General features: G+C 62.7%; 14 protein-coding genes and 1 tRNA gene. 13 read left to right on the plus strand and 2 right to left on the minus strand.

Annotation, left to right across the window (positions count from 1 at the left end; genetic code table 11):
* Positions 1–33 precede the first annotated feature (33 nt).
* The 6 genes from CAF79_RS12035 (at position 34) to pgaD (ending at position 9,013) form a co-directional block, all read left to right on the plus strand.
* Positions 34–669, plus strand: coding sequence for a hypothetical protein (locus CAF79_RS12035; protein WP_007957651.1), 636 nt, complete (start codon positions 34–36; stop codon positions 667–669).
* A gap of 199 nt (positions 670–868) precedes the next feature.
* Positions 869–2,374, plus strand: coding sequence for a YdgA family protein (locus CAF79_RS12040; protein WP_085697949.1), 1,506 nt, complete (start codon positions 869–871; stop codon positions 2,372–2,374).
* A gap of 261 nt (positions 2,375–2,635) precedes the next feature.
* On the plus strand, positions 2,636–5,116 hold the full coding sequence (pgaA, locus tag CAF79_RS12045) for a poly-beta-1,6 N-acetyl-D-glucosamine export porin PgaA (RefSeq protein WP_085697950.1): 2,481 nt from the start codon (positions 2,636–2,638) through the stop codon (positions 5,114–5,116).
* A gap of 12 nt (positions 5,117–5,128) precedes the next feature.
* Positions 5,129–7,126 (plus strand): poly-beta-1,6-N-acetyl-D-glucosamine N-deacetylase PgaB, encoded by a 1,998-nt coding sequence (gene pgaB / locus CAF79_RS12050; RefSeq protein ID WP_085697951.1) that lies wholly within the window; start codon positions 5,129–5,131, stop codon positions 7,124–7,126.
* Position 7,127: 1 nt separating this feature from the next.
* Positions 7,128–8,483, plus strand: a complete 1,356-nt coding sequence (gene pgaC / locus CAF79_RS12055; protein WP_085697952.1) for a poly-beta-1,6-N-acetyl-D-glucosamine synthase — start codon at positions 7,128–7,130, stop codon at positions 8,481–8,483.
* On the plus strand, positions 8,480–9,013 hold the full coding sequence (pgaD, locus tag CAF79_RS12060) for a poly-beta-1,6-N-acetyl-D-glucosamine biosynthesis protein PgaD (RefSeq protein ID WP_085697953.1): 534 nt from the start codon (positions 8,480–8,482) through the stop codon (positions 9,011–9,013). The genes pgaC and pgaD overlap by 4 nt, the downstream gene beginning before the upstream one ends.
* On the opposite strand, the gene CAF79_RS12065 is transcribed toward pgaD, so the two are convergent.
* Positions 9,006–10,535 carry an FAD-dependent oxidoreductase gene (locus tag CAF79_RS12065; RefSeq protein WP_085697954.1) on the minus strand — a complete coding sequence of 510 codons (1,530 nt, stop codon included), beginning with the start codon at positions 10,533–10,535 and terminating at the stop codon, positions 9,006–9,008. The genes pgaD and CAF79_RS12065 overlap by 8 nt on opposite strands.
* 139 nt (positions 10,536–10,674) lie before the next feature.
* Between CAF79_RS12065 and CAF79_RS12070 the strand changes: the two genes are divergently transcribed.
* The 5 genes from CAF79_RS12070 (at position 10,675) to CAF79_RS12090 (ending at position 14,514) form a co-directional block, all read left to right on the plus strand.
* Positions 10,675–11,235, plus strand: a complete 561-nt coding sequence (locus CAF79_RS12070; RefSeq protein ID WP_085697955.1) for a YbhB/YbcL family Raf kinase inhibitor-like protein — start codon at positions 10,675–10,677, stop codon at positions 11,233–11,235.
* Between the two features lie 87 nt (positions 11,236–11,322).
* Positions 11,323–13,014, plus strand: coding sequence for a VWA domain-containing protein (locus CAF79_RS12075; protein WP_085697956.1), 1,692 nt, complete (start codon positions 11,323–11,325; stop codon positions 13,012–13,014).
* A gap of 29 nt (positions 13,015–13,043) precedes the next feature.
* Positions 13,044–13,625 (plus strand): RNA polymerase sigma factor, encoded by a 582-nt coding sequence (locus CAF79_RS12080; RefSeq protein ID WP_256579265.1) that lies wholly within the window; start codon positions 13,044–13,046, stop codon positions 13,623–13,625.
* Entirely contained in the window at positions 13,622–14,224 is a 603-nt protein-coding gene (locus tag CAF79_RS12085; protein ID WP_085697958.1) for a hypothetical protein, read from the plus strand. The genes CAF79_RS12080 and CAF79_RS12085 overlap by 4 nt, the downstream gene beginning before the upstream one ends.
* A 20-nt stretch (positions 14,225–14,244) precedes the next feature.
* Entirely contained in the window at positions 14,245–14,514 is a 270-nt protein-coding gene (locus CAF79_RS12090; protein WP_227234078.1) for a hypothetical protein, read from the plus strand.
* A gap of 67 nt (positions 14,515–14,581) precedes the next feature.
* Here CAF79_RS12090 and CAF79_RS12095 read toward each other — a convergent pair.
* Positions 14,582–14,658, minus strand: a tRNA-Arg gene (locus tag CAF79_RS12095).
* A gap of 198 nt (positions 14,659–14,856) precedes the next feature.
* Here CAF79_RS12095 and CAF79_RS12100 point away from each other — a divergent pair.
* Entirely contained in the window at positions 14,857–15,084 is a 228-nt protein-coding gene (locus CAF79_RS12100) for a RebB family R body protein (RefSeq protein ID WP_085684289.1), read from the plus strand.
* Positions 15,084–15,623, plus strand: coding sequence for a hypothetical protein (locus tag CAF79_RS12105; protein ID WP_085697959.1), 540 nt, complete (start codon positions 15,084–15,086; stop codon positions 15,621–15,623). The genes CAF79_RS12100 and CAF79_RS12105 overlap by 1 nt, the downstream gene beginning before the upstream one ends.
* Positions 15,624–15,631 lie beyond the last annotated feature (8 nt).

Consider the following 15,631-nt stretch of genomic DNA (forward strand, 5'->3'; position numbering starts at 1 on the left):
ACATCGCTAGCGCAGGTCTAGGGGAAACCAATAATGAAAAACCCTTACGCTCTCGGCTTCTGGTGCGCCCTGGTAGCCCTGGTGCTGCTCTCGGCCACCTATTTCTACGGCATCATGCTGGCCCACCAGATCGACAAGGCAATGGTCTTCCTCGACAGCACCGTGGCGCTGATCGCGGTCATGGCGATCGTGGTCGTGGCGTCGGCCCTGGTGCAGAGCCAGCGCCTCAAGAAACGCCAGCTTGAGCAAAGCAAGACGCTGCTGCTGATCTGGGACACCAAAGTCGCGCTGCGCAAAGTCGAAACCGTGTTCGACCGCTACTTCTGGGGCAGTTACTGGCAACCGGGGCGCACCTTCGCCGAAGTCATGGGCGAACTTACCGGCACGCCGCTGGAAAAAAGCCTCGAAGCCCTGAAAAAACAATGTCTGGCCCTCGACCGGCAAGTCGCTGACGACGGCTGGCACTGGCTCAACAATGCCCGCGAACTGTCGGACGTCGCCACCGCCATGGCCCGCGAGCGTTATCAACTGGACTTCTGCGACCCGCGCAGCGACGGGCCGGGCGGGGCGGTGATCGACCGGGATTTCGAAGTGCTGGTGTACACCTGGACCGCGCGGTTGAAAAGCTTCGACCATCAGCTTGATGAGATCGAGGTGCAATATTCCTGACCCCTGAAAGATCGCCGAACCCGGCGATCTTTTTGTTTGTCCATGACTTGTCGACACTCTTTAACCTTTAATCGTTGGGCCGCGTCGCACTGCCAGTGCTAATCTCCACCGCTAAATTCAGCGGAGTCGCGCCACGGCCCGGTCACGGGTTCAGGGAAGACGACCACACTTTCAGCCACGGAAATCGATCAGGTCATTCATGAATAAATCAGCAGGCGTGCTTCTCGGAATTGTTGTGGCCATCGGCGCCATCAGCGTAGGCGGGGCCTGGTACACCGGCACCAAAATCGAAGGCGTCCTGAACAACGCCGTCGCCAACGCCAACAGCGAATTGCAGACCGCCATGGCCGGTTCCAACGGCAGTGCGTCGCTGGAACTGGTATCGCTTGAGCGCAACACCTTCAGCAGCACCGCGCACTACCGCCTCAGGGGCGAGGGTGAAATGTTCGGCGAGGCGCCGGTCGAGCTGCTGTTCGTCGACCACATCGAACACGGCCCGCTGCCGTTCTCGCGGCTGGTGTCGCTGAAATGGCTGCCGGTCATGGCCACCAGTCACTACGAACTGGAAAAGACCCCGACCACCGAAAAATGGTTTGCCGCCACCAAGGGCGCCGCGCCGCTCAAGGGTGTGGTCAACATCGGTTACGACCAGTCCACCACCGGCAACCTCGAACTGCTGCCGCTGGAAGCCGCGCTGGATGACAAGTCGAGCCTGAAATTTTCCGGCCTGAACATGGACATCTCCGCCAGCGCCCAGGCGCAGAAGGTCAAGGCCAACGGCTACATGGACAGCCTGCACCTGACCACGGTCGCCGAAGATCAGGCGCCGGTGCAGATCGAACTCAATGGCCTGACCCTGGCCAGCAACCTCGCCAAGAGCACTTACGGCTACTACACCGGCGAGAACACCCTGGAGCTGACCAGCAGCAAGACCACCTTCGGTGCCAAACAGTCGGTGCTGGGCGTGAAGAACTTCGAGATGAAGAACCGCACCGAAGAGAACGGCAGCAACGCCTCCGGCCGTGCCGACTACAAGGTCGCTGAAGTGACCCTCAACGACAAGAAGATCGGTTCGGCCAACCTGGCGATGAGCCTGAAGAACCTCGACATTCCGTCGGCCATGTCGCTGATGCAGATCTACCAGACCAAACTGCAGCCCTACGAGAAAGCCGCTGCCGAAGCGACTGCCGCCGGCCTGCCGGCGCCGGAGCTGGACCTCACCGAGGCCGAGTCCGCCCAGGTCAAGGCTGACCTGCAGAAACTGCTGGCAGCCGGGCCGCAACTGGCGCTGGAAGACCTGTCGCTGAAAACCGCCAACGGCGAAAGCCGCGCGAGTCTGGTGCTCGACCTGGCCAAGCCACAGTCGATGGATTTGCCGCCGGATCAGTTGGGCAAACAGCTGATCGCGCTGCTTGACGTCAATGTGCTGGTGTCCAAGCCGATGCTGGTCGATCTGCTCAGCGTGCAGGCGCAAATCGACGGTCAGACCGATGCCAAAGCCATCGTTGACCAGGCCAGCGCTGGCGCCGACATGTTCGCCGGCATGGCCGTGGGTTCGCAGTTGGCAACCCTGGACGGCACCAACGTTGTCACCAAACTGCATTACGCCGCCAATCAGGTGGAATTCAACGGCCAGAAGATGACTGTCGAGCAGTTTGTCGGCTTCTTGATGAGCAAGTTCGGCAGTATCGAGCAGCCTCAGTAAACGACGCCCCGCGCTAAAACGAAACGCCCGGCCTCTGCACCCGCAGACGCCGGGCGTTTTGCTGTCTGGCGTCCGGGTTTGCGGCCTTTCGGGAAATTCATCGTCACGAATCTGAATAATTATTGTGTTCTGAATCTTGGTCTACGCTTGCGTGCAAGACTGCCTGGATAAGCTTGGCTGAGCGTTTTTTGCTTGGCCTCCGTCACGAAATGGGCAAGGGGGAGCACTGCTACCCGGCTGGCCATGTAAGGATGCTGACGAATGCCGCGTATTGATGTTCCCGTATTACATCGTGGTTTACGCCCTTTGTTTCGAGTCGCGCTGTGCAGCCAGTTGCTCTGGCCGGCGCTCGCGTTCGCCGATACGGCCTACGATCAAATGGTGCTCGACGCCCGGGCCGGGCATTACACGCCCGCGCTGACCGTTTTGCGGCAGGTGCCGCCGGCCCAGGCCACCACCGGCCAGGTCAGCGATCACCTGCAAATCGCCGGCTGGGCCGGGCTCGACGCTGAAGTGGTGCAGGTCTACGAGACCCAGGGCCTTGGCCGGGCATTGCCGGTTCAGGCGCTGACCGCCACCGCCCGGGCCTATCGCAACCTCAAGCGTTGGGATCAGGCGATCCAGGTCTACAACAAGGCCCTGATGCTGGAGCCGGACAACGCCGACCTGCAACTCGGCCTGGCGCTGACCCAGGCCGACTCCAGCAAACCTGATGAAGGGGTGATCCGCGCCCGCTCGCTGGTCGCCGCCAAACCCGATGATCCTTCCCGCCGACTGGCGCTGGGCTACGCCCTGAATCGTGCCGGAAAGCCCTACGACGCGCTGTTCGAATACGACCAGGCCTTTGTTCGCGCCGGCAACAAACCGGAGGTCGCCCGCGAATACGTGGTCGCCCTGCAAAAGGCCCGTCTACCGGAGCCGGCGCTGCGTCTGGCGAAGCAGCGTCCGGGGTTGATCGATCCCGTCACCTTGCGCCGTCTGGAAGGCGATCTGGCCGCCGAGCGCGTGCGCCTTGCCGAGCTGGCCACCCGCAGCGAAAAAGAACGCTACGTGATCGCCGACCGCGCCCTGGCCGACTACGACCAGTTGCTCGCCACCTGGACCCCGGACGCCAGCGCCCACGACGACGTGACCCGCTGGCGCATCGACCGCATGGGCGCGCTCAAGGCCCGGGCGCGCACCGCCGAAGTCATCAGCGAATACCAGAAGCTGCAAGCCGAAGGCGTGAAGATTCCGACCTACGCCCTGCGCTGGGTGGCGGCGTCCTATCTGGATCAGCGCCAGCCGGAAATCGCCACCGATCTTTACCGGCAGGTGCTGGCGGCGCCGGACGCCGATGTCGGCGACCGACTCGAAGACACCACGGCGCTGTATTACTCGCTGCTGGAAAGCGATCGCGCCGAAGAGGCACGCAAGGTCGCCGAAGATCAGGCCAGGACACAGAAACCGCGCATCGAACTCAAGGGCCTGCCGATCGGCAACCCCAACGACGAATGGATGGACGCCCAGCAACTGGCGGCGCAGGCCGGCACCTACGGCTCCGACCTGCCTCACGGCGAAGAGCGCTTGCAGACCCTGGTGGATCAGGCGCCGGGCAACATCGGCCTGCGCCTGGCCCAGGCCGATCTGTACCTGGCCCGCAACTGGCCGCGCCGTGCGGAAAACCAGCTCAAGGAAACCGAGAGCATCACGCCGCGCGACATGGGTCTTGAAGTCGCGCAGGCCCGCACCGCCATGGACCTGCAGGAATGGCGGCAAATGGACGCGCTGACCGACGACGTGGTGGCGCGCTTCCCCGACAACCGTCAGGTCCAGCGTCTGGCCCGCGAGCGTGAAGTGCATGACATGTCCGAACTGCGCGTCGAAGCTTACGGCGGCAAGGCCAATGGTGGCAGTGGTGGCAATGCCGGCGCGGTCAGCGGCAGCCGCGACTTCGGTATTCAGACCACCCTTTACAGCCCGCCGATCGATGAAGACTGGCGGGTGTTCGCCGGGGCCGGATACGCCACAGGCGATTTCACCGAAGGGACCGGCCACCACCGCTTCCAGCGTGTCGGCCTGGAGCGTCGCACCCGCGACATGACCCTCGAAGCCGAAGTGTCGAATCATTCCTATGGGTTTGGTGACAAGCAGGGCGCGCGCCTGGCGATTGCCCGCGACATCGACGATCACTGGCAATACGGCGGCAGCCTCGAATATCTGTCGGCCGAGACCCCGCTGCGGGCATTGAACAGCGACATCAAGGCCAACGGCGGCAGCGGTTTCATTCGCTGGCGCGCCAACGAGAGTCGCGAATGGCGGCTGGCGGTCAGCCCGTCGCACTTCAGCGACGGCAACAACCGTGTCGAAGCCTTGCTGACCGGAAAAGAGGGCGTCTACAGCGCGCCGAACCTGCAAGTCGATGCGGGCCTGGAAGTGAGCACCAGCCACAACTCCAAGTCCGATGACGTGCCGTACTTCAACCCGAAGTCGGACTTCAGCGTCATGCCGCTGCTGAACGTCAATCACGTGCTGTACCACCGTTACGAAACCGTCTGGAGCCAGCAGTTCCAGGCCGGTGCGGGTACTTACAGCCAGCGTGATCACGGCACCGGCGGCATGGCATTGCTCGGTTACGGCCAGCGCTACGCCTGGAACGACGTGTTCGAGGTGGGCGGTTTGTTCAGTGTGATCAACCGGCCCTACGACGGTGACCGGGAAACCGATCTGCGTCTGCTCGTCGACCTCACTTTCCGCTTCTAGAAGAGTTTGAAGATGCCTTTGATTTCGCGTTTCATCCTTCTGCTGGGAGTGCTGCTGGTCAGCGCCTGCGCCCAGCAAGCCCCGGCGTTCGTGCCGCCGTCCGAGCGACCGGTGGCAGCCAGTGAAAAGCCCTGGCCGAAAAACCACGTGCTGGGCATCGCCTACCACGACGTCGAAGATCGTGACCCCGATCAGGCGGTGGTGGCGGTGCGCACCGAGCGCCTGCTCGAACAGCTCGCCTGGCTGCGGGAGAACAACTACAAACCGGTGACGGTCGATCAGATCATGGCCGCACGCAAGGGCGGGCCGGAACTGCCGCCCAAGGCGATCCTGCTCAGCTTCGACGACGGTTACTCAAGCTTCTACACCCGCGTGTTGCCGGTGTTGCGCGCCTATAACTGGCATGCGCTGCTGGCGCCGGTCGGCACCTGGATCGATACGCCGCTGAACCAACCGGTGGACTTCGCCGGCACGCCGCGTGCGCGCTCGGACTTCCTGACCTGGGCTCAGGTGCGGGAAATCTCCCAATCGGGGCTGGTGGAAATCGCTGCCCACACCGACGCCAGCCACAAAGGCATCCTCGCCAATCCGCAGGGCAACATGCAGCCGGCGGCCGCGACCCGACGCTACGATCCGGTGAGCAAACGCTATGAATCCGAAGCGGACTTCCAGGCGCGCATGCGTACCGATGTGGCGGCCATCTCGGAAAAAATCCGCAAGGTCACCGGTAAGAAACCAAGGGTCTGGGTCTGGCCCTACGGTACAGCGGACGGCACTTCGCTGACGGTGGTCAGTGAGCAGGGCTACGAAATGGCCCTGACCCTCGATGACGGTCTCGATGCTCTCGACAACCTGATGAGCGGTCCGCGCTTTCTGGTCGCCTCCGATCCTGACGGCGAGCATTTCGCCAACAGCATCGTCGCGGTGCAATCGGACTTCACCATGCGCGTGGTGCACGTGGATCTGGACAACGTCTACGACCCGGATCCGGCGCAGCAGGAAATCAACCTTGGCAAACTGATCCAGCGCATGGCCGACATGGGCGCCAACACCGTATTCCTGCAAGCTTTCGCCGACCCGAAGGGCGATGGCTTGGTGCATTCGATGTACTTCCCCAACCGCCACTTGCCGGTGCGTGCCGACCTGTTCGATCGTGTCGCCTGGCAATTGCGCACCCGGGCTCATGTGAAGGTCTTTGCGTGGATGCCGGTGCTGAGTTTCGAACTGGATTCGAGGCTGCCACGCGTGACGCGCTGGGATCCGAAGACCGGCGCGACGGCTGTCGACCCGGATCAATATAAACGCCTGTCGCCGTTCGATCCCGAGGTGCGGCGGATCATCGGCGAGATCTACGAAGACGTGGCACGCCTGACTTCGGTCGACGGCATTCTCTACCACGACGACGCGGTGCTCTCGGACTTCGAAGACGCCGGCCCTCAGGCGCTCAAGGCCTATGCCGCCAACGGCTTGCCGGGCTCGATCGCCGCCCTGCGTGACGATCCGGCGGCGATGCAGCGCTGGACGCGGTTCAAGAGCCGCTACCTGATCGACTTCACCAATGAGCTGACCGCCAGGGTGCGCGCGATTCGTGGCCCGCAAGTGCTCACCGCACGCAACATCTTCGCCGAGCCGATTCTCAACCCCGAGAGCGAAGCGTGGTTCGCGCAGAACCTCGACGACTTCCTTGTGAGTTACGACTGGACGGCGCCGATGGCCATGCCGCTCATGGAAAAACAGACCCATGCGCAATCCGGCCCGTGGCTCGAACAGCTGGTGGCGAAGATCAAACAGCGCCCCGGTGCGCTGGATCGCACGGTATTCGAACTGCAGGCCCGGGACTGGACGAAAAAGGAACAGGCCGGCATCGACGGTGCACGACTGGCCGACTGGATGGGCCGCCTCAAGCGTCAGGGCGCCACAAGTTTCGGCTACTACCCGGACAACTTCCTCGAGAACCTGCCGGACCTGAAAACCGTGCGGCCTGCGCTCTCCAACAAATGGAACCCATGACATGCTGGATAGACTGCTGGCCCTGCTTGTTCTGGCGATCGTCCTCGGCGTTCCGCTGGGTCTGATCTTCCTGGTCACCGGGCAATTCCTGATGGACTTCGTGTTCTTCTACCCGCTGTTCATGTCCGGGTTGTGGATTTCCGGTGGCTTGTATTTCTGGCTGCACTGGGAGCGGCACTGGCCGTGGAAGGACGACACGCTGCCGCCACCGCTGGCAGGCGAACCGCTGATTTCGATCCTGATCCCTTGCTACAACGAGGGCGACAACGCCGCCGATACCATCCATGCGGCGCTGGCGCAGCATTACCCGAACATCGAAGTCATCGCGATCAACGACGGTTCCAAGGACAACACCGCACAAGTGCTGGATGCGTTGGCCAAGGAAGACCCTCGGCTGCGGGTGCTGCACCTGGCGGAAAACCAGGGCAAGGCCGTGGCTCTGCGCATGGGCGCCATTGCTGCGCGCAGTGAATATCTGGTGTGCATCGACGGTGACGCGTTGCTGGCGCCGAACACCGCGGCTTATCTCGTCGCGCCGATGCTCGACAACGCGCGGCTGGGCGCGGTGACCGGCAACCCACGAATCCGCACGCGTTCGACGCTGGTCGGGCGGGTTCAGGTCGGCGAGTTCTCGTCGATCATCGGGCTGATCAAGCGCACCCAGCGGGTGTTCGGGCGGATTTTCACCGTGTCGGGTGTGATCGTCGCGTTCCGCCGTACCGCGCTGAACCGGGTCGGCTACTGGAGCCCGGACATGATCACCGAAGACATCGACATCAGCTGGAAGCTGCAACTGGACCACTGGAGCATCTTCTACGAGCCCCGTGCCCTGTGCTGGATCCTGATGCCGGAAACCCTGCGCGGTTTGTGGAAACAGCGTCTGCGCTGGGCCCAGGGCGGCGCCGAAGTGCTGTTCAAGAACATTCGCGGGATCTGGCAGTACCGTCACCGTTACCTTTGGCCGCTGCTGTTCGAATACTGCCTGTCCACCGGTTGGGCGTTCACCTTCCTGTTGTCGGTGATCTTCTGGGCCGTCGGCAAGTTCGTGGTCATGCCCGAGGCAATTGCGGTGCATCACCTGATGCCTCCGGCGTTTACCGGTTTGCTGCTGGCGTTTGTCTGCCTGGTGCAGTTCGCGGTCAGCATCATCATTGACCGTCGCTACGAGCCGGGCCTGGGCAAGACGATGTTCTGGGTGGTGTGGTACCCGATCGCGTTCTGGTTCGTCAGCCTGCTGACCACGCTGGTCAGTTTCCCCAAGGTATTGTTCGGTCAACACCAGAAGCGTGCGCGCTGGGTCAGTCCCGACCGGGGTATCAAACCGATCGGGGACGATGAAGAGGAGGTTATCAAATGAAAATCATCCGGACCCGCCAACGGCCGTTTCTGGTGGTGGTCGATGCGTTCTTCACGGTGCTGGCCTGGGTCGGCCTGCTGTATCTGCTGGTGCGCGGCCTGTGGCCGTTGATCGAGACCCATGAAGGCGGGCCGCGCATCGACCATTCGGCGTTCGAAGCCCTCGGCACTTTGCAGATTTACCTGTGGGTGGCGTTGGTCAACGCGGTGATCCTGATCGGCTGGGCGCGTTATCAACAACGCAAGAGCCGAAGCTTCGCCCAGCGTCGCCTGCCGCCCCCGGTGGTCGACGATGAGGCGCTGAGCCGCAGCTTCAAACTGTGCGACGACCGCTTTCAGAAACTGCGCGGGCCGGGCGTCATGACCATCCACAACGATCAGGACGGCGACGTCAGCCATGTCGTGCCGCATTTGTGGCCGGTCCACCCTGAAGAATTGCCGCCGCCGCTGGCGCCACTGGAGCACCCTCGGGTGATCTTTCTGCACGCCGAGGACGATGACAACCGCGAGCCGTTGAACCGGATCACCTGACGGCGCGAATCAGCCGCCAGGCCTTCTCCATCGACAGCGGTTGCTTCATGCGTTCGGCCAGCAGCGCCATCGACCGTTCCTCTTCGCAGGCCACCGCTGCCACCACGACACCCTTGCACCCGAACAGTCCGATAAACGGCGGCTGTTCGGGTTCGCCGATAAATTCGACCGCATCCCACGCCTCGGCGTGACCGAGATAGTCGTAGTTGCGGCCGAAATGCCAGGTCCAGAAATACGGCACGTCGAGGTAATGTTCATCGCCACCGAGCAGATTGGCGGCGGCGATCCGCGCGTGCTGCTGGGCCAGGCGCCAGTGCTCGATGCGTTGTGGCTGGCCGTTCAGCGGGAAGGTGGCGATATCGCCAATGGCCCACAGACCTTCGGTGACGCGCAGGCTGCCATCGACCAACAGTGATTGATCGTCCTCGCGCGGCAGGTCGCCGAACGCTTCGGTGGCCGGATGTACGCCGATTCCCGCTAACACCAGATCCGCCGACAGGCGCAGGCCATTGTCGAGCAACACTGCCTCGACCTTACCGTCTCCGGTGATTTCCCTGGCTTCGTGATCGGTGATGAATTTCACGCCGTTTTCTTCATGCAGCGCACGGATCGCCTTGCCGACGGCTTCACCGAACTGCGCCGCGAAGGGAATCGCGTGCCGCGCGAGTACCGTCACCTCGAGCCCGTGCTGGCGCAGGGCCGAGGCGCATTCGAGTGCAATGAAGCTGTCACCGATGATGACGGCACGCTGGCCGGGTTGGGCGGCGTCCATGATGGATTGCGCCTGGGCTTTGGAGCGCAGGACAAACACCTGGGGCAGGTCGGCGCCGGGCAGTTTCAGCGCGTTGGGCGTTGCGCCGGTGGCCAGCACCGCCGCGCTGTAATTCATCGTGCGGCCATCGCTCAGGTGAAGGGTCCGGGTATCGGCATCGAGCCCGCTGACCTCGCCCGAAACCCGATTGATGTGTTGCTCGCGGTAAAAGTCGTCATCGCGCAGGGGCGGGGTTTCCGGCGCCGGCATTTCCCCGGACAGCACGAATTTGCTCAGCACCGTTCGGTCGTAGCCGGCGTCCGGCTCGCGGTCGATCAGCACGATCCGCCCGCCGAAGCCTTTCTCGCGCAGCGCGGCGGCGCAGGCCGTTCCGCCGGCACCGGCGCCGACAATGACAAAGGTGCGTGGATCGTCCTGCGGCGGAGTGTGCGGATCCGGCAACGGCTGATCATCGACCCACACCTCGTCGCCGCGCAGTTCCAGCGGATAGCGCTTGAGGCTGTCCAGCGCCGGAGGTTCGCACAAGGCGCCGTCTTCGGCGCGAAAGGCTGCCTTGTGCCACGGGCAGATCAGTCGGCCGTGACACAACGCACCTTCCGCCAGCGGCGCGCCGGCATGCGGGCATTCCCCCTGAAAGGCGCGCAACTGGCCGGCGGCGCGCAGCAGGACGATCTTGCAGTCGCCGATCTGCACCTCCAGCCCACGGTCTTCAGGCACATCGGCGAATCGGGCGACACGGTGCAGGGTCATGGTCTTGCTCCTCACAGGCATTTCTCTTACGAGTTTGGGCCGCATTGCGAGGTTCAGCCATTTCCTACTGCCACGGCACGAACGGTACGGCTATAGTTTGCAGGCCGACGAAGGCCCAACTGCACAAGGTGCTCCCGGAATGACCCGATTGACCTCTCTAAACCCTTGGCTGGCGGCCGTTGCCGTCGCCCTTTGCGTGCAGTTTCCGGCGCAGGCCCAGGAGCGTTTCACCCTCAGCATTCCCGGTGTGTCGGATAACCGTCTGTTCACCTCGGCGGCGGCCAGCGATGCGGCCGGCTGCGGCGGCAAGAACCAGTCACCGGCCCTGAGCTGGAACGCAGGCCCCAGCGGAACCCTGAGCTACGCGATCGTCATGCACGATCCGGACGGCCAGAAAGGCGCAGGCGTCGATCACTGGATTCACTACGGGATCAAGGCCACGACCCGGCAGATTCCGGCCGGCGTCGGCGCAAAATCAGCCCTTGAAGGCTTCGGTGGCACCAACAGCAAAGGCACCACCAGCTACATCGGCCCATGCCCACCGGTTGGCGACAGCGCGCACCACTACATCATTCAGATCTACGCCCTCGATCTGGCCCCGGACGCCTTGCCCGCCGGTCTGACCCGTGCCCAGCTGATGGAAAAAATCAAAGGCCACGTGCTGCGCAACAGCAGTGTGGTGCGGCGTTATCACCGCTGAAAATTTTTCGGCGAGGTTTAACCCGTACTGAAAGGGCTGCCCGTCTCAGGGGATGAATGGATCAATTCTTCCCCGAGGTCAGCCCCCATGTCCCTTCCTTCCACGCTTCTGCGCCCTCTTGCTGCCAGTGTGTTGCTAGTGGTTGCCGGTTGCGGCGTTTCCTCCAGCCCGGAAACCACCGTTGTGCCCCCTCCGGCGCAGACCGAACTGAAATCTTCCGCGCAGCCCGAAGCGATCATGGCCGACAGCTCGATGGCCAAGCGCAGTGCCCTGGCGGCGCCGATCGCCCGTTTTGCACCGATGCCGGCCGGTGAAAGTTATCCACAGGGCTATCGCGATGAACAGCGCGAGCAGTACGCCAATCTGGCCGACAACCCGATCCACAGCGTCGCCGAAACCCCGGTCTCGACCTTCAGTGCCGACGTCGACACCGGCGCCTACGCCAATGTGCGGCGGTTGCTCAATCAGGGTCGACTGCCGCCGGAGGGCGCGGTGCGGCTGGAAGAGATGGTCAATTACTTTCCCTACGACTATGCGCTGCCGAGCGATGGCTCGCCCTTTGGCGTGACCACCGAACTGGCTGCTTCACCGTGGAATCCGCACACCCGCTTGCTGCGCATCGGCATCAAGGCGTCCGACCGCGCCGTGGCGGAACTGGCGCCAGCAAATCTGGTGTTTCTGGTGGATGTGTCCGGCTCGATGGACCGCCGCGAAGGCTTGCCGCTGGTCAAAAGCACCCTGAAATTGCTGGTCGATCAATTGCGCGAGCAGGATCGGGTGTCGCTGGTGGTGTATGCCGGCGAATCCAGAGTGGTGCTGGAGCCGACTTCCGGACGGGAAAAGGCGAAAATTCGCACAGCCATCGAGCAATTGACTGCCGGCGGCTCGACCGCCGGCGCTTCAGGCATTGAGCGGGCTTATCAGATGGCGCAGCAGGCGTTCATCCCCAAAGGCATCAACCGCATCCTGTTGGCCACCGACGGTGACTTCAATGTCGGCATCAGCGACTTCGACAGCCTGAAACAAATGGCTGTGGATAAACGCAAGACCGGAATTTCCCTGACCACCCTGGGTTTCGGTGTGGATAACTACAATGAGCACCTGATGGAACAACTGGCCGATGCCGGTGACGGCAACTACGCCTACATCGACAACCTGCGTGAAGCGCGCAAGGTGCTGGTGGATCAACTCGGTTCGACCCTCGCCGTGGTGGCGAAAAACGTCAAGTTGCAGGTCGAGTTCAACCCGGCGCAGGTCAGCGAATACCGGCTGCTCGGCTACGAAAACCGCGCGCTGAAGCGTGAGGATTTCAGCAACGACAAGGTCGATGCCGGCGAAGTCGGTGCAGGCCATACGGTGACGGCATTGTATGAAATTGTCCCGACAGGCGAGAAGGGCTGGCTGGAGCCGCTGCGCTACGGAAAAACCGATGCAGTGGTTTCCGAGAAGAAAGGAGAATTAGCAATGCTGCGTGTGCGATATCAAAAGCCTGAGGGTGGGAAAAGTCTGCTGATCGAGCGGCCGATTGCCAGTCAGGTTGCGCCGGCCAGTGAGGACCTGCGTTTCGCTGCCGCCGTCGCCGCGTTTTCACAACAACTCAAGGACGGCCGCTACACCGGTGATTTCAGCCTCAAGGACACCGAAACCCTGGCGCGAGGTGCCCGTGGCGATGACCGCTTTGGCCTGCGCAACGAGTTCGTGCAACTGGTGGAACTGGCGCAGAGCCTGCGTACGTCCACCGCCTCCAACGGAACGTCCACTGAGCGACGGATTGAATAGTGAGCCGCCTCAAAGGCTTCATCACACAGCTGTTCGCCTCCGCCGACAGCCTGAAGGCCAGCAGCGACGAATCGCTGCTGGCCCGTTATCGCGAGGGTGACAGCAAGGCGTTCGAGATCCTGTACGCCCGTCATCGCCAGAGCCTGTACCGGTTTCTGCTCGGGTTGAGCAGCAAACCGGAACTGGCTGACGAAGTGTTCCAGGAGACCTGGCTGAGCCTGATCCGCAGCACCAGTCAGCTACACGGCCGGGCGACCTTTCGTACGTGGTTGTTCCAGATTGCCCGCAATCGCCTGATCGATCACTGGCGCAAACACGGGGCCCGGCAACCGCTGCATGACAGTTACGACGAGCAAACCCACGCCATCAGCGACGACGCCTCCGATCCCGAACAGCTGCTCAATCTCAGCCGCGACAGCAAGCGCCTGGAAAGCGCCCTGCAAACCTTGCCCGCCGACCAGCGCGAAGTGTTCCTGCTGCGCGCCCACGGCGACCTCGACCTGGCGCAAATCGCCAGCCTCACTGAAACACCGCTGGAAACCGTCAAGAGCCGTTTGCGCTACGCCCAGCAAAAACTGCGTCGGCTGCTGGCCGAGGAGGTACTGACATGACGGACGCCCGCCCGACCCCCGAAGAGCAAGTGCTCAAGCACGTGCGTGAACAGCACAACGCCGAGCCGCCGGCGCATCTCGATGCGCTGATCCTCAACGCCGCCCGCCGTGAAACCCCGATGCCACGGCAGAGCCTGTGGCAACGCTGGCTCAAGGCCTGCCAGACACCGCGCTATCAGGTGGCTTTTGCCAGTCTGGTCGGCATCGCGCTGATGCTGTCGCTGGTGCAACGCACGCCGGAGCCCGTGGCTCAATACGATTTCGCCCCCGCCGCGAAACCGGCTGCGCCTGTGGCCCGCCAGGAGGCCCGATCATTGTCGGCGCCCGCCGGCGCGCTTTCTGCGCCAGCTCCCGCGCCAATGGCGGAAATGGCTGCACCGATGCAGAGCGAATCGATCAGCGCCGACACGGCGGACGAAGCCAGGGTCGGCAAGCGCGCCGCTGCCCCGGTCAACGGTCTCGACGAGCAGCTGCGTGAAGTCTTGCGCCTGCGCGAGTCCGGCCAGTCGCAAGCGGCCGACACCCTGTTCAACCACCTGCACAAGCGCTACCCGAACGTGAATCTCGACCTGCGACTGGAAAAAATCCGCAAGAACTGACCGTATCAGTCATCCGCCATTTGGCATTGACCCGCAAAAACGCGCACTATCGGGTCATTGCCGATGCGCTGGAGGATGCCGTGGCCCAAAAAATCGACCGCATCGCCCAAATGCTCAACTGCCCGGTGAAGGGTGAGGAACTGCGGCGGGCAGTGACGGAGAGTCGCAAGGAGTTTCTTCTGGCCAAACAGGCCGAAGAGAATCTGGAGGAAGACGTTCTCGATGATGACTTGATCGAGGACGAAGAAGACGATGATGAATATGACGAGTTTGACTGGACGACGGAGTGAGTCGCCGGTCGGCAGGCACAAAAAAGCCCCGGACCATCACAGTCCGGGGCTTTCTCGTTTAAATCAATGGCGCACCAGGCGGGATTCGAACCCACGACCCCTGCCTTCGGAGGGCAGTACTCTATCCAGCTGAGCTACTGGTGCAGCGGGCGACATCATACCTAGGTCGGCTCGGGGCGTCCATGCCGGTTTTTGCCGGGTCATTGTCAGTGTTTGTGTCGGTGCAGGGCGCATTCCAAAAGGCTGTAACGTCCTGCAAAACGCTCTCGTGGCAGTTTGGCGCAGCTGTTCTATTGTTTTCCTGCGGCGGGTTCCTCGATCGCCTTATTCAGGGAGAAAAGCATGAGCGTCGTCAATCCTCAAATCACCGACTCTGTCACCCAATCGACCGTGCAGGTCGTCGGTTCTGCACCGGCCACGGCCATTGCTACGCTGACTCAGGTCAGCAGTCATGCGGTCAGTCTGGCGTTGCAGAACGCGGTCAGTCATCAGCAGGCGCTGAACATTATCGGCAACGCCACCGTGGCGGCGGCCGTGCAGCAGATTCTGGCGGTGGGAGGGCGATCCTGATGGCCAGGGAAAAGGCGCAGACCGACGGCGCTGAGCAGCCGGCCGTCGATCCGGCCGCCGCTGCGGCTTCATTGCTCGAATCACTCAACGAGCATCTGCTCCAGCAATCGTCTGAGGGCGTGGGTGCCGACGCCTTGAACCGACAGATCGTCGAAGCGGTGAACCTGCTCAACACTCAGTTGGCAGCCAATGCGCCCGCACTGGCGTCGCTGGGTTCGGAGCTGCTGATTCGTCAGGCCAGCGGATTGGTGGCGCAGTCGGCGGCGAGCTACTTCGATGGTGTCACCAAGCTCGCTCTGGCTTCTCAAGGTGTGCTGCTGCGCAAGATGACCGAGAGCATCATCAAGGATGACCTCGACGCCGCCACCGAAAGTGCGCTCGGCGCGTTGAATACCCATCTGCTGGTGGGCGGGGCCGCAGCGGTGGCCGCGGCGAGCGGGGTGCTGGACGCCGACGGAGTGGACCAGGCACTTGAGCGAATCAATCAGAGCATTGCCCAGTTCAGCGCCAGCCAGCCTGAGCGGTCGTCCGGCGCCTGAGCAATATT

The organism is Pseudomonas sp. B26(2017) (genome assembly GCF_002113045.1).
Lineage (GTDB): Bacteria > Pseudomonadota > Gammaproteobacteria > Pseudomonadales > Pseudomonadaceae > Aquipseudomonas.

What these genes read in the sequence shown, in the direction of transcription:
- CAF79_RS12035 (WP_007957651.1), top strand. Translation starts at nt 34, where the DNA reads ATGAAAAACCCTTACGCTCTCGGCTTCTGGTGCGCCCTGGTAGCCCTG.
- CAF79_RS12040 (WP_085697949.1), top strand. Translation starts at nt 869, where the DNA reads ATGAATAAATCAGCAGGCGTGCTTCTCGGAATTGTTGTGGCCATCGGC.
- pgaA (WP_085697950.1), top strand. Translation starts at nt 2,636, where the DNA reads ATGCCGCGTATTGATGTTCCCGTATTACATCGTGGTTTACGCCCTTTG.
- pgaB (WP_085697951.1), top strand. Translation starts at nt 5,129, where the DNA reads ATGCCTTTGATTTCGCGTTTCATCCTTCTGCTGGGAGTGCTGCTGGTC.
- pgaC (WP_085697952.1), top strand. Translation starts at nt 7,128, where the DNA reads ATGCTGGATAGACTGCTGGCCCTGCTTGTTCTGGCGATCGTCCTCGGC.
- pgaD (WP_085697953.1), top strand. Translation starts at nt 8,480, where the DNA reads ATGAAAATCATCCGGACCCGCCAACGGCCGTTTCTGGTGGTGGTCGAT.
- CAF79_RS12065 (WP_085697954.1), bottom strand. Translation starts at nt 10,535, where the DNA reads ATGACCCTGCACCGTGTCGCCCGATTCGCCGATGTGCCTGAAGACCGT.
- CAF79_RS12070 (WP_085697955.1), top strand. Translation starts at nt 10,675, where the DNA reads ATGACCCGATTGACCTCTCTAAACCCTTGGCTGGCGGCCGTTGCCGTC.
- CAF79_RS12075 (WP_085697956.1), top strand. Translation starts at nt 11,323, where the DNA reads ATGTCCCTTCCTTCCACGCTTCTGCGCCCTCTTGCTGCCAGTGTGTTG.
- CAF79_RS12085 (WP_085697958.1), top strand. Translation starts at nt 13,622, where the DNA reads ATGACGGACGCCCGCCCGACCCCCGAAGAGCAAGTGCTCAAGCACGTG.
- CAF79_RS12100 (WP_085684289.1), top strand. Translation starts at nt 14,857, where the DNA reads ATGAGCGTCGTCAATCCTCAAATCACCGACTCTGTCACCCAATCGACC.
- CAF79_RS12105 (WP_085697959.1), top strand. Translation starts at nt 15,084, where the DNA reads ATGGCCAGGGAAAAGGCGCAGACCGACGGCGCTGAGCAGCCGGCCGTC.